Annotated in this window: 12 protein-coding genes; 4 read left to right on the top strand and 8 right to left on the bottom strand. The window is 42.6% G+C overall.

The window, feature by feature from the left end; all coding sequences use genetic code 11:
• The first annotated feature begins 5 nt into the window (after positions 1–5).
• Positions 6–2,639 (top strand): cyanophycin synthetase, encoded by a 2,634-nt coding sequence (gene cphA / locus Q0590_RS06160; RefSeq protein WP_302036623.1) that lies wholly within the window; start codon positions 6–8, stop codon positions 2,637–2,639.
• 62 nt (positions 2,640–2,701) lie between these two features.
• Here the strand turns inward: cphA and nudC are convergent, their stop codons facing one another.
• The 3 genes from nudC to Q0590_RS06175 all read right to left on the bottom strand — a co-directional run bounded on the left by nudC (position 2,702) and on the right by Q0590_RS06175 (position 4,862).
• Positions 2,702–3,523, bottom strand: coding sequence for an NAD(+) diphosphatase (gene nudC, locus Q0590_RS06165; protein ID WP_302036624.1), 822 nt, complete (start codon positions 3,521–3,523; stop codon positions 2,702–2,704).
• Between the two features lie 290 nt (positions 3,524–3,813).
• Positions 3,814–4,158 (bottom strand): hypothetical protein, encoded by a 345-nt coding sequence (locus Q0590_RS06170; protein WP_302036625.1) that lies wholly within the window; start codon positions 4,156–4,158, stop codon positions 3,814–3,816.
• Positions 4,159–4,469: 311 nt separating this feature from the next.
• On the bottom strand, positions 4,470–4,862 hold the full coding sequence (locus Q0590_RS06175; RefSeq protein WP_302036626.1) for a hypothetical protein: 393 nt from the start codon (positions 4,860–4,862) through the stop codon (positions 4,470–4,472).
• Between the two features lie 172 nt (positions 4,863–5,034).
• Between Q0590_RS06175 and Q0590_RS06180 the strand changes: the two genes are divergently transcribed.
• Positions 5,035–5,571, top strand: coding sequence for a GAF domain-containing protein (locus tag Q0590_RS06180; protein ID WP_302036627.1), 537 nt, complete (start codon positions 5,035–5,037; stop codon positions 5,569–5,571).
• A gap of 87 nt (positions 5,572–5,658) precedes the next feature.
• Positions 5,659–6,174 carry a 2-C-methyl-D-erythritol 2,4-cyclodiphosphate synthase gene (ispF, locus tag Q0590_RS06185; RefSeq protein WP_378410390.1) on the top strand — a complete coding sequence of 172 codons (516 nt, stop codon included), beginning with the start codon at positions 5,659–5,661 and terminating at the stop codon, positions 6,172–6,174.
• A 71-nt stretch (positions 6,175–6,245) separates the two neighbouring features.
• Here the strand turns inward: ispF and Q0590_RS06190 are convergent, their stop codons facing one another.
• The 3 genes from Q0590_RS06190 to nagB all read right to left on the bottom strand — a co-directional run bounded on the left by Q0590_RS06190 (position 6,246) and on the right by nagB (position 9,914).
• Positions 6,246–7,157 (bottom strand): nucleotidyltransferase family protein, encoded by a 912-nt coding sequence (locus tag Q0590_RS06190; protein WP_302036628.1) that lies wholly within the window; start codon positions 7,155–7,157, stop codon positions 6,246–6,248.
• Positions 7,158–7,246: 89 nt separating this feature from the next.
• Positions 7,247–7,828 (bottom strand): hypothetical protein, encoded by a 582-nt coding sequence (locus Q0590_RS06195; RefSeq protein WP_302036629.1) that lies wholly within the window; start codon positions 7,826–7,828, stop codon positions 7,247–7,249.
• A gap of 172 nt (positions 7,829–8,000) precedes the next feature.
• On the bottom strand, positions 8,001–9,914 hold the full coding sequence (nagB, locus tag Q0590_RS06200; RefSeq protein WP_302036630.1) for a glucosamine-6-phosphate deaminase: 1,914 nt from the start codon (positions 9,912–9,914) through the stop codon (positions 8,001–8,003).
• Between the two features lie 324 nt (positions 9,915–10,238).
• Here nagB and Q0590_RS06205 point away from each other — a divergent pair, with 324 nt between their 5' ends.
• Entirely contained in the window at positions 10,239–11,309 is a 1,071-nt protein-coding gene (locus tag Q0590_RS06205) for a LacI family DNA-binding transcriptional regulator (protein WP_302036631.1), read from the top strand.
• Positions 11,310–11,312: 3 nt separating this feature from the next.
• Here the strand turns inward: Q0590_RS06205 and Q0590_RS06210 are convergent, their stop codons facing one another.
• Both Q0590_RS06210 and Q0590_RS06215 read right to left on the bottom strand, forming a co-directional pair.
• On the bottom strand, positions 11,313–12,029 hold the full coding sequence (locus Q0590_RS06210) for a hypothetical protein (RefSeq protein WP_302036632.1): 717 nt from the start codon (positions 12,027–12,029) through the stop codon (positions 11,313–11,315).
• Between the two features lie 169 nt (positions 12,030–12,198).
• Positions 12,199–14,271 carry a carboxy terminal-processing peptidase gene (locus Q0590_RS06215; RefSeq protein ID WP_302036633.1) on the bottom strand — a complete coding sequence of 691 codons (2,073 nt, stop codon included), beginning with the start codon at positions 14,269–14,271 and terminating at the stop codon, positions 12,199–12,201.
• Positions 14,272–14,333 lie beyond the last annotated feature (62 nt).

The raw sequence follows: 14,333 nt of genomic DNA on the forward strand, positions 1-14,333 counted from the left end.
TTTATATGAAAGTCCATGAGATAAAGGCTATGCGTGGCCCCAACTATTGGTCTGTCAGGTACCATAAGCTGATTGTAATGAAGCTGGACCTGGAGGAACTAGAACATTTGCCTACCAACAAAATACCCGGCTTTGCAGAAAATTTAGAAAATCAGATCCCCAGTTTATATACCCATTATTGTTCTGAAGGGCAGGCAGGTGGTTTTCTGAAACGGGTAAAAGAAGGTACCTGGATGGGTCATGTAATTGAACACATAGCCCTGGAACTGCAAACCCTGGCTGGCATGGACTGTGGGTTTGGCCGCACCCGGGGCACGGGAGAAGAAGGCGTATACTTTGTAGTGTTTGCCTACCAGGAGGAAAAAGCTGGTTTATATGCTGCAGCGGCCGCCGTCAGAATTGCAGAAGCATTGATAAGTGGCTCTTTATACAATGTGCAGGCCGATATAGTTGCGCTGCGGAAAATAGCTTTACAAGAGTATCCCGGCCCTAGTACAGGATCTATTCTGGAAGAAGCTAAAAATAGAAATATACCTTACTTTAAGTTAGAAGGCACACCCATTATTCAGTTTGGCTACGGCAAATACCAGAAACGCATACGGGCCACTATCTCCTCTCAAACCAGTAGCCTTGGGGTAGACATTGCCTGTAATAAAGAAGAAACCAAACGAATATTAGGTGCAGCTGCTATTCCAGTTCCCAAAGGAATGATTGTCCATACAGCCGGAGAACTAAATGCAGTAGCTGATCATATTGGCTATCCGCTGGTAATAAAACCTGTAGACGGTAACCAAGGTAAAGGAGCTACTATAGGTATCAAAAACAGGGATGAGCTAGAAAAAGCTTTTGCCCTCGCTAAAACTTTTTCAGCCAGTATTATTGTCGAGAAACTTATAGCCGGACATGACTTCCGTTTGTTAGTTATCAATTATAAACTGGTTGCAGCAGCTTTACGGACACCCGCCTGCGTAACCGGCGATGGCCGTTCTACGATCCGTCAACTTATAGATCAGATAAATAGCGATCCGGCTAGGGGATCAGGTCACGAAAATGTATTAACGGCCATCCAGCTAGATGAAGTTTCATATGCATTATTAGCAGAAAAAGGATTTACTCTGGATTCGGTACTCACGAAGGGAGAAGTGTTGCACTTGAAAAAAACGGCTAACCTAAGTACCGGTGGTACGGCAACGGATGTAACCGACCAGCTACACCCTGATACTATTGCTATGGCCGAACGTATTGCCCGTATTGTTGGCCTGGATATCTGCGGAATAGATATTATGGCCCCTTCTATTGATTCACCCATTACCCAGAATGGCGGAGCAGTATTAGAAGTAAATGCGGCACCCGGTTTCCGGATGCACTTATGCCCGACAGTAGGCTTAGCCAGAAATGTTGCCAAACCAGTAATTGATATGTTGTTTCCAGCTGGAAGCAACTCCCGTATTCCTGTTGTAGCGGTTACAGGAACGAATGGAAAAACTACCACTACCCGGCTTATTGCTCATATGGCCAAAAAAGCAGGCTATCAGGTAGGGTACACCACAACAGATGGCATTTATATTGGCGATAAACTAATGGTACAAGGCGATTGTACCGGACCTGCCAGTACAGAATTTATACTTAAAGATCCTACGGTAGACTTTGCCGTATTAGAGTGTGCCAGAGGAGGAATTTTGCGGTCAGGGTTAGGATTTGACTATTGTGATATAGGCATAGTTACTAATGTTAGTGACGACCACCTGGGAATAAATAACATCGATACCCTGGAGAAAATGGCTAAAGTAAAAAGTGTGATTCCGGAGAGTGTAAGCAACCATGGCTATGCTATCTTAAACGCCGATGATGATTTGGTGTACGATATGGCCAGGGACCTGGATTGTAAAATAGCTTTGTTCAGCCTGGATGCCCACAACCCACGCATTAAAAGACATTGCGAGCAAGAGGGACTGGCTGTGGTAGTAGAAGAAAAATACATTACGGTGTATGAAGGGAAATGGAAAACCCGCATAGAACAAGTAGACACTATTCCGCTGACATTCGGAGGAAAGGCTGGTTTTATGATACAAAATATTTTACCGGCTGTTTTAACCGGGTATATCCGGGGCTTTGCTATAAAAGATATCCGCCAGGCTTTGCAGACATTTATCCCTTCGCCCGAACAAACACCTGGAAGGTTAAATATATTTGAATTCAATGAGTTTAAAGTGATGGTAGATTATGCGCATAATCCGGCAGGGTTCCGGGCATTGGCACAATTTCTAGCAACCATAGCAGATAGCCCAAAAGTTGGCATTGTTACTGGTGTAGGCGACCGGAGAAATGAAGATATCCTTAAGCTTGGTGAACTTTCCGCACAAATGTTTGATGAGATTATTATCCGCCAGGATAAAGATTTACGCGGCCGTGCCGATATGGAGATTGTTCACCTGATGAGGCAGGGAATAGAAAAGACTGCTCCTGCTAAACCTGTAAAAGTAATAGCCACAGAAACCGAATCAGTAGTACATGCAGTAAAATATGCAAAAAAAGGGGCATTCATCACTGTTTGCAGCGAAGATCTACATAACACACTGGCTTTGCTTAAGAAATTGCAGCAAGAAGAAGAACAGTTTGGTATGATTGTTAGCCACTAATACCACACCTTTACCGGCCATAGACTGAAGATAAGGTCCATACTTCTGCAATTCTGTCTGTTTCAGGGCTTGCGTTGCTTTTCTACAAAATGATCAATTAGTTTGCGGGCAATACTTAAAGGAGGCGGAATGCTGGGTAAATCATCGGCACTATACCAGGCGGCTTCTTCTATTTCTGTTTTATCCACGGTCAGGTCACCTCCGGCATATTTTGCCGTAAAGCCAATCATCAAAGAATTAGGAAACGGCCAGGGCTGGCTACCAAAGTAGGATATCTCTTTCACCTGGATGCCTACCTCCTCCATTATTTCCCTTTCCACGGCTTGTTCCAGATTTTCGCCTGGTTCTACAAAACCTGCCTGGATACTATACATCCCTTTCGGGAAATGAGGAGAACGGCTTAATAGTACTTTGTGATTATGCTCAATCAGTACAATTACAGCCGGGGAGATACGCGGATAAGCTGATAAGCCACAGGCCGGACACTTTTTAGCAAATTCATATCCTACATATTCTGTAGGCGTACCACACCGGCCACAAAACTGATGAGTACGGTCCCAATCCACAATCTGTATAGCTTCTCCGGCCAGAGAGAAAAACACGTCCGGTAATAATCCATATATTTGCCGCAAGCCTGTCCATCGCAGCTGCGAAGGCAATCCTACTGCTGGCTCCAGTTCTACAGCGTAGCAATGTATTTCTTCCCATAGGCCCAGGTATTGCTGCCGAATAATATTCCCTAGCTGGCTGATGTCTGCCAACAAAGGTATACTTGCCAGCTCTCCTTTATCTTCTACCAGCAACTGATTGTCTTTAAAAATAAACCAGTAGGCTAGAGTAATCTTTTCTACCGGAGGGCTTGCCTTTACAAAACGCTTGGCCATATAGGGGTGCATAGCTACTAAAGAATAGTCTTCTGCAAAGTTGCGCTGTATTTGGTTAATAAGGGGCTGTTTAGGCAGATTTTTATTGCATGGCCACTCAATACAGATCTTTAGTAGACAAGATTTTGAAAGACATGGCATTTTCAGTCTGAAAATATACCAGGACTACATTATTCTTTAGCTTCACAAAATCAAAGTATTTGATATCCTTGAAATCAGGCACATGTAAAAGTAGTTTATAGGACTTCACCGGACTGCGTTGGACATCCGACAGTTGAATCATATTCACTTTACAGCGTTCTTTTTTTATAATATTCTCTGAAATATAGTTGCTCGTCAGCAGCCTGATCCCCAACAGAAAACTTGTAGTCGAATATTCCGAACTGCTGCAATGTGTTCAATACTTTTAACTCTCCCAGATCTACCGGAATAGACCGCACCACTTCTGGCTTATCAATTTTGGTTACATGGTGCATATGCCCGGTTTCGTCCAGATCATAAAGCAGCATATCAATTATTTTGTAAGATGTTAGCTGTGGATTAATAAAGGGAGCAAACCCAGTTACACTGCCAATCAGCCCGGTGGCAACAATGGCTGCGGCATCTATAGGATTGAATAAAGAAAACCTGATCAAGCTACAGGAACTTTGGCTATCGGTTGGTGGTATTTTATAGCTTTTACAGTAAATGTTTACCCAAGTATAAACCTGTTAGGTTTTCAAAACCTAACAGGTTTATACTTGGGTAAATCTTAGGTTGGTTCTTGCTGAAAGAAGTATAGCTTCTATCTGACATGCGTTGTAGATTCATTGCAGGATAGAAGACCTTTCTGCTGAGCAGTTCCATAAGAAACAAGGTAACAATACGTAAGCCATTAGCTTATTTCTTACAGAACAAAAAATTGCCTGAGCAGCAGAATGAATCTATTTTTTATAAATGTGGCCGCCTATAGCTCTTTCAAAGAGAGCACCTGTGCATCAATATTATTCGATTGGATAATGCGGTTAGTAAAACTCATTTGCCCGTGAGGCACCATTAAATGCAGTTTTCCGTTTAGCTGCTTAGCCAGTGTAGAAAGAATCATCCACTTAGAGACAATCAGGTTTTTGTCTTTTTTCGGATAATCTACTACTTCAAAATAATGCTTACTGCCATCTCTGCGGGCAGTTAAATCTGGCGTAAAGCTTTCGTCGGCACCTTTTCTGGTAATATGCGCCGGATCCTGGTATTCATCAATGCCTTGCGCCTGTATATTTTCGTATCCTTTTTTCTTTAAATACTCCGTAATGGAGAATACTATTTTCTGATAAACTGGGGTTTTCTTTTTTGATAAAATCATAAGTTCGTTTGGTTTTTGGTTAAAAATGGTCTGTTTTACAATAGGCTGAATAAGTATAACGTTTTTTTAGCCAAAAAGGTCCCCTTAGTCTACTTCTATCGGTTATGCACGAGGGTATGAACCTGAAAACTTCTGCTCCTTTTCTTTAGTTAAAGCCAGTAAACCTAGTTTTATGTCTGCTACTGCCGCGTTACCCGAAGAAATAAAAAATCTGTTAGAGAGCCACCAGCCGCCTGAAGTACTCCTGCATAACCTGATGCCGCTGGTAGCACAAACCTTGCAAGCAGACCGCTGTTTTATTCATGCGCACAACCCGGCATTGGGCGTTGGACGCATTGCCTTCTGCTGGTGTAAAGATGCTTCTATCCCTAATGTACTACAGCATGAATGGACTCCTGACACTGCTACATTACCTCAGGAAGATCCGCTATTTGCAGCCGCTTTGCGTACTGATCCGTCTATCTACATAGAAGATGTAACTACAGCAGACCCAGGTGTATTGAACCAGGATTTTGAGAACAAAACATTTGGTCACCGGGCACTCATTCATGCCCATCTGGTGCTGGAAGGCAACTTATGGGGTATTTTGCAACCTGCTATTTTTGGAAAGCCACGAACATGGACTAACCAAGACAGGGCGTTTATTGAAACATTGTTGCCGCATGTAGCACCAGTTGTGCAAGCATTTGTTCAACAAACGGTGTTTTAACTGGCAAAACCAGGAATACCCTCTAGGTGAGCAAAGTTTTCTGCATCTTTCAGCTATATTTACCTGTCTTATTTATAACAAGCTATTATGAAAATACGAGTTGGACAAGGATACGATGTACATCAGTTAAAGGAAGGATTACCCTTCTGGCTAGGAGGCATTCAGGTAGAGCATACACATGGTGCACTAGGCCATTCCGATGCCGATGTGTTGCTTCATGCCATTTGTGATGCATTGTTAGGTGCTGCCAATCTGCGCGACATAGGGTACCATTTCTCTGACAAAGATCCTCAGTATAAAGGCATTGACAGCAAACTACTGCTGAAAAGAGTAATGCAAATGATCCGGGAGCAAGGGTATGAAGTAAGCAATATCGATGCTACTATTTGTTTGCAGGTACCTAAAATAAATCCTTATGTACCTGCCATGAAGAAAACCATTGCTGAGGTAATGTCTGTCCGGGAAGAAGATATTTCCATAAAAGCCACCACTACCGAGCAACTTGGTTTTGTAGGCCGCAAAGAGGGAATTTCAGCCTATGCGGTAGCTTTGATCTATGGCGTATCTGACCAGACGATTAAAGTTTCTGCACGGGATATTTAAGCAAAGAAACCTGTTAGGTTTGAAATACCTAACAGGTTTGATTTGATTGTTATTGCCGATCGTATAAGATATTACTCCCACAAATTTTTAGGATATACTCCTTCTTTTTCGAGTCTGGCCAGCTGTTCTATTACTACCGGTTTGTCTGCCGGATACGTTACACCAAACCATTTTTCAGAAGTAGATAGCACCTTCATTTGGGCTTTGCCTTCCTGAATAAGGGTATTGACTACTTTAGGAATATAAAACTCTGATTTCAATTCCTGGCCTTGCTCTTTTAAAAACTGTACGAACAAGCGGCGGCAATGCTCAAAAATGGTAGGCGTAAATCCCATTAAGTTCATCGAAACAGTTTCATTGCCTGTTAACGGAAATTCTTTTCCATCGTCCTCCACATACACTACCCTACTTCCATCAGTAGACTTACCAATTTTGGTGCGTTCGGCCAGGCCTGCCATATTGCCTTTTTCATCTATTTCACAAACTCCTCTGGAAACATAGCCATGTTCCGAAAGCGTATTTGCCAGCTTATAGCCCACCAGACAATAGTTATTAGAACTACTATCCACTTTGCGTAAATAATCTGCCACTACCTGAAAAGCTTGCCGGCCATAAAAATCATCGCCATTGATCACGGCAAAAGGTTCTTGAATTTTAGCTCCGGCTACCCACACGGCTTGCCCGGTGCCCCAGGGCTTTACCCGTTCGGGTGTTACAGGTATTGGCTCCGGCAACATATCCAGTTCCTGGCATACATACTCTACCTGTATTTTATGAGCAAATTTTTTATTGAAATGTTCTTTAAAGGTATCTTCTATGGATTTGCGGATAACAAACACAACTTTTCCAAAACCTGCCTGGATGGCATCATATACAGCATATTCCAGAATTGTTTCGCCAGATGGGCCAAACTGGTCCATTTGTTTTAAACTTCCATAGCGGCTTGCCATGCCGGCTGCCATAATTAATAAGCTTGGTTGCATAATGTAGGTGATTCTTAAGTATAAAATTAGGGAGTTGAAAATCTGAAACTTTCGCCTGACTTCAAGTCTGGCAAATATATAGGAAACTCCTATAAGGTTAATCCACAATCCGGACAAACCTGCATGTGTTTTTCTATAGCAGCACCACAAGCCGGGCAAACATCCGGGCGGCTCATCCAGCTAAGCTGTTCTTGCGAAATATTTTCTCTGCTAAGTTCTACTTCATTTATTGTTTTACCCATACGTAAATCAAAGATTACAGTTGTTATATAAACCAAGGCCGTATACAAACTCCATAAAATGCCTATTCCCCAAAGTTGCGTTGCGCTGCTGCCCGGCCGCAAGGAAAATTGATCGGCAATAATGGAGATCAGGATGATAGAAGTAAGAAAGCAAGCTAACCAGAACATATGTACAAAACTCAACTCATAAGTCACCCGTAATTGATTGCCGCTAAAAGTTACCCGAATGAGACCGCCGGAAATCCAGTTGAGCCGGATAAGTACTTCTGTAAATCCTCGGTTAAATACTATCTCATATCCATTCTGGATAATGGCTACATTCGGCTTGTGCAGCTTGCGTAATAGTTTGTTCACCAGAGATTCTGCAAACTGAACTTTATCAATATGATTACTGATGACAAATGATTTTCTGACTGCAAATGGAAACATGGAAGCAATATACAAATAAACCTGCGTGCGATTATATGACCATTTGTCCTGTTAATGCTATACCATTGAATCAACTATACTGTACAAAAAAACAAACCTGTTAGATATAGAGATCTAACAGGTTTGAATGCCAGGCATAACTATACCAGCGGATTAGCCGGTTTACCTGTAATTAAAATTTATGACGCACAAAAGCTTCAATAGCTTCATATTCTGTAAGGCCAAGTTTATCGTAAAGTTGTGCTGTAGCCCGGTTGCGGTCTTCCGCACGTTGCCAGAACTCGCGTTTATCGTTACCTGGGAATACAGGGCTATCTTTCTGTGACTGGTGTTTAAAGATTGCTTTCCGTTTCCGCAACAACTCCTCCGGACTAATCGGAACAGCCATTTCAATATCTTCAATATCCCACTCTTGCCAGGCGCCCCGGTACAACCATAGATAACAGTCTTTAATCCAGGCTTCACCTTTTAGCCGTTCCAGAGCCGCAAAAATAGCATCCAGACAAACCCGGTGTGTTCCATGAGGGTCACGCAAGTCGCCGGCGGCGAATATCTGGTGGGGTTTTATCTTCTGGAGTAAGTCTGCCACCACTTGTATGTCTTCTTCGCCCAGTGGTTTTTTCTGCACTTTTCCGGTTTCATAGAAAGGCATGTTCATAAAATGGACATTTTCCTCCTTTACACCGCAGAAGCGGCAGGCGGCAGCCGCTTCACCTTTCCGGATCAGGGCTTTTACATCTTGTACTACGGACGTATCTTCTTCGCCTAGCTTCTTACCTTTCAGAAATTCTACTACCTCTGTATGCAAATGTTCCATCTGGCCATTGCCCAGGTTCATCTTCTTGTAGAAATCCAGGGCAAAATCGGCAAAGCGGCGGGCATCGTCATCGAATACAGCAATATTTCCGGAAGTCTGGTAGGCTACGTGTACGTCGTGTTTCTGGTCTACCAGGCGTAGCAGCGTACCTCCCATAGATATAACGTCATCGTCCGGATGCGGACTGAATATAATTGACCGTTTAGGAAAGGGTTGTGCCCGTTCCGGACGATTGGTGTCATCGGAATTGGGTTTGCCGCCTGGCCATCCGGTAATGGTATTCTGAATGGTATTAAACACCTGAATATTCAACTGGTACGCATTTCCGGCTTCTACCAGCAAGTCACTTAAGCTACCATCTTTATAATCTTCGTCAGTCAGTTTCAGAATAGGTTTCTCGGTAGTTAAGCTCAGCCAGATAACTGCCCGGCGGATCAGTTCTTTATTCCAGGTAACTACCCCAACGAGCCATGGAGTTTTGATTCGGGTAAGTTCCAGGGCTGCCCATTGGTCTACAATTACCTGCACATTCGGATGCTGTTGCAGGAAAGACGCCGGTACTTCATCGGATATATTCCCTTCTATCGTTTTTTGCAGAATTTTCGCCTTTCCTTCGCCCCAGGCTAACAATATTATTTTACGGGCTTTCATGATGGTACCAACCCCCATTGTAATAGCGCGCAGGGGCACAAATTCTTCTTTTATAAAATCTTTGGCTGCGTCGGTAATAGTCAATGGATCTAACTTTACCAACCTAGTAACCGTTTGATTGGATGAACCTGGTTCGTTAAACCCAATGTGGCCGGTGCGTCCGATACCTAATAACTGTACATCTATACCACCCACTGCTTCTATTTTTTTCTCATAATTGAGACAGTATTCTTTTACTTTTTCAATAGGCAGTGTACCATCCGGAATATTAATATTTTCAGGAAGTATGTCTATATGATTAAACAGGTGTTCATGCATAAAGTAGACATAACTCTGCAATTCATCTGGTTTCATCGGATAGTACTCATCCAGATTGAATGTAATTACATTCTTGAAACTCAGGTTATCCTCTTTATGCAGGCGTACCAGTTCCCGGTATACATTAATGGGAGATGTACCGGTAGCCAGGCCTAATACAGCATTCCGGCCTTCCTTTTGTTTGCTCCGGATAACTGAGGCAATCTCATGTGCGGCTCTAATGGCCCCTTCTTGCGCATTCTCGAAGATGGTGACTGGCAGCTTTTCGTAAGTTGTTTCAGGATAATTGAGGATTTCCATGATAGTTGGGATGAGTTACGGATTTACACTTTCTAAAAAAACAGCAAGCTAGATTACAACAAATATAAGAATCAGGTATTAATTGGATTTTTCTAAGTACGCATCATTTAGTCAACCAAACATATTTATAATTTATATAATTTACAAGCAAAATTTGAAAAAAATGTGTCCGCACACATAATTTTAATAATTCTGCGTGTACGGACACACTGTAAATTATCGCACTATTATTTTTGTTTTAACTTTGTAGTTCATGAATTGAATTATTCTTATATTTATAATCTAGTTATATATGTTTACCTATAAGATCATAACTTTATTTTTGTGAACAAACCCACCATCCGTATAAAAGATATTGCCCAGAAAGCAAATGTTTCTATTGGGACCGTAGACCGGGTATTGCACAACCGGGGCAGGGTTTCTGAAGAGGTACGGGTAAAGATACTTCAGATCATAGAGGAGTTAGATTACCAGCCAAATATGATTGCCCGCACCCTGGGTACCAACCGGACATACCGGATAGCTGCCCTCATACCTGATGGCACTATAGACCCTTACTGGCAGGAATCGCAAAATGGGATTGAAAAGGCCGGCAAAGAGTTACAAATATATGGGGTGCAAATAACGCAATACCGGTTTAACCAGCACGATGTACAGGCATTTATTGATCAAGCAACAGCCCTTGCACAGGCTAACCTGGATGGCATTTTGGTGGCTCCGGTATTTTACCGGGAATCGTTGCCTTTTTTTGAACAATGGCATGCTTTATCTATTCCTTTTGTATTATTCAACACCCAGATTGAAGAAAGCAATTCCTTAAGTTATATCGGACAAGATGCCTTTCAGAGTGGTTCGCTGGCCGGAAAACTGCTACATTACGGACAACCAGAGGGCTGTACGTTTTTAGTGGCCCACATTGCCGAGGATATAGCTAATTCTGCGCATTTACTGGGTAAAGAAAAAGGATTCCGGGCATATTTTTCTCAACAGCCGGCGCTGGCAAGTTCCTATAAAGTAATCAGTGCTGACCTGAAAAAGCCAGGGGACATCTCCTTTTTCCATCAGCTAGATAGGTTACTGGATCATTATCCAGACATGAAAGGCATTTTTGTAACTACTTCCAAAGCCTATGAGATAGCTACTTACCTGCAACATACCCCTGAGCGGAATATCCGTCTGGTAGGGTATGATTTACTGGAGAAGAATTTAGCATTTATGGAAGAAGGGTTAATTGATTTTATTATTAACCAGAATCCGCAGGGGCAGGGCTACTGGGGCATTCAATTTTTAGCCGACCATCTGGTGTTTAAGAAAAAAGTAGCACTCCGTAAAAATCTTCCTCTTGACATTATTACCAGAGAAAATCTGGCCTATTATCTGGAAGCCGCCCAGTAAGTATCAGAAAGTATAAAACAAATAAAGATTTATGCTCGGATAATAGCCGTATTTACGGAAAGCTTCTTTAAACTCCTGGTCTAAACGTGTGTAAATTTGATCAGCCAGAGATGTTTGATCCAGAAAAGTATTAGACGAGGAGAAGGAGTTAATAGCTGAAAAAGTTCTGGTAAACCCTACTTCCGTATGGATGGCAAACCTGGAATTGGGCAGCACAAACTTTCTGCCAACGAGTATGCCAGCATTCCAGATGTTAGACTGCCATTTTAATTGCAAGCCTTGCAGCAAAGGCTCAAATTCTGGTGGAATAGGAGGCAAATCCTTCCTATAATACGTATATAAAGCATCTGTAAGCCGGCCTTGTCCACGCAAGTGACCATATTGGGCGTAAATTCCCAGGTAAAATTTACGGTAATGCACATTTACGCCGGCTGTACCCAGATACCCGACATCAAAGGATTCTTTAATAATGCGGCTTAGGTTTTTATTCAAGCCAGACTGCTCCATGCTATAGAGAAAGATTTTATCCAGTGGGTGGATCATGGCACCGGCCTGCACTCGCACCGACACCAATGGGTGCAGTTGATACTGATAACCAGCTGTAAATTGGAGAGGAAACTGCGAACCTATAAATGCCTCGTTGCGGGTTTGCTGGGCAACACCTGGCGAAATAGCCAGTAAAACAATAAATGAGAGTATAACTATCTTTTTTATCATCATAAGCAACAACAAAAATGTGTACTGCCTATTGGCATAACCTATAATTTATCTATTTGTTGAGAAATTTTTGGCTTGAGCGGCTAAACATAGCAAAGCTACCGGTGAAAAACAAAATGCCCTCCGCCTAGGTATGCGGAAGGCATTCGTTTAAAATTTATAAATCTATCATCTAGTTAACTACCAGCATATCTGCCAGAATCTTTGCTCCTTCGTTTAAGTAAAGGTCTTTTGCTTTGCTGTCTTTACTGTCAGCAGGTTTCTGTTCGCTGCTTTCCTCTTCCGGCACTTCCGGATCAGATGACTCTATTTTATTGGCGACGCTTCTTTTCTGTTCCAGCTCATCCCGTTCTTTTTTACGTTTAGCTTCCTGTAACGAAATTTCGGTCTTTTTCTGTGCCTTCTTCAATTCTTCAATGGCTGACTGGTATTGTTTCCATTCCGGATCTGCTTTCATACGTTTTTCCACATTAGCTTCCAGCTTGGTAATCAGGGCAGGAGAAATATTGTTAGTGGGCTTAAAACCTGTAGACTTAATCTGATCCCAGGGTAAAGCACTTGGCTGAGAACTTTCGCCAAACTCTTCAGCACTAAATCTGGAGGGTAAGGCAATGTCCGGGCTAACGCCTTTATGCTGGGTGCTGCTACCAGTTACCCGGTAGAATTTAGCTATGGTCAGTTTCAAATCGCCAAGTTTCTCGCCTTCGTTGCGCATAAATCTATCCAGGCCCACCATGTTTTGTACGGTTCCTTTGCCATAGGTTTGTTCTCCAACGACTACGCCACGCTTGTAATCCTGTATAGCACCGGCAAATATTTCTGAGGCCGATGCACTAAAGCGGTTGATTAATACAGCCAGCGGACCTGTGTAAACCTGTGAAGGGTCCGGGTCTTTCATTACATCTATTTTGCCAGAGGCATCCCGTACTTGTACTACTGGTCCATCCGGAATAAATAAACCGGATAATTCAATAGCTTCTGACAATGAACCTCCCCCATTATTGCGTAAGTCTATAATCAGACCATCAATTTTTTCGGTATTCAATTCTTTAATCATGCGGCGTACATCGCGGCTGGTGCTGTTAAAGTTTTTGTTTCCTTTCTGCGCTTCTTCATAGTCCATGTAGAAGGTAGGAATGGTGATAACACCCATACGCATGGTTTTGCCATTCTGGGTAATGGGCACAATTTCTTTCTTGGCAGCAGCTTCTTCCAGTTTTATTTTATCACGCACCAGAGTTATTTCTCTTGGCAAAGCGGCTTCATCTGATCCGGCAGGCAATATCTGTAAACGGACGGTTGTTCCTTTTGGCCCACGTATCAGCTTTACCACTTCATCTATCCGCCAGCCTACTACATCTACCATTTTACCATCTGTCCCTTGGGCTACGGCTACAATCCGGTCGTCTTTGCGCAGTAGTTTGCTTTTAAAAGCAGGGCCACCAGCAATAATCTCCGCTACTTTGGTATAATCATTTTCTGTACGCAGCGAAGCGCCAATCCCTTCCAGAGAAAGGCTCATGTCAATTTTGAAGTTATCGGAAGCAGCTGGTGAAAAATAGTTTGTATGCGGATCAACAGCTCCGGAAAAGGCATTTATGTACTCAGAAAAAACATCTTCACTGGTAAATCTACCTAATGCTTTTTGCTGGTTCTGATATCTCTCCTTTAATGTTTTGGAGATCTCTTCAGGCTTTTTACCAGACAACTTTAAGCTTAATGCCTGGCTTTTAATCATTTTCCGCCATAACTCATCCGACTCGGCTGTTGACTTTGGCCAGGGGGCTTTTTCACGATCCGTATTATAGGTTTCGTCTACTGTAAAATCAAACGGCTTATCCAGCAACGCAGATACATAGTTCATACGTTCGTCAAAGCGGTTTTTGAAGGTGTTGAAAATGGTATAGGCCGGAGTCAGTTCGCCTTGTTTCAAGTCATCGTCAATGGCTGTACGGTATTTTTCAAACTGGGCAATATCGGATGCCAGAAATATAACCTTGTTGTTGTCCAGCGATTGCAGATACCGGTCGAATATAGCCGAAGACAGCGAATCGTCCAAGGCAAGTTTGCGGTAATGCCCCTGGGTAAGAATCTGGGTGATGAGTTGTTGTACTTTGGCTTGCTGCTGACTAGGCCGTAAATCGCCCCCGGCAGCAGGCTTACCTGGTGTATTTTTAGCAATTTGCTGAGCAGGTAGTACCCCTGCCAATAATACACAATACAAAATAATAAGTACTTTTTTCATAAATATCTGTTTGATTTTGTCGCTCATAATAAGGCAGGGAATGAACTTAGTATGAGGTATCT

The sequence above is a fragment of the Rhodocytophaga aerolata genome (assembly GCF_030503435.1).
Lineage (GTDB): Bacteria > Bacteroidota > Bacteroidia > Cytophagales > 172606-1 > Rhodocytophaga > Rhodocytophaga aerolata.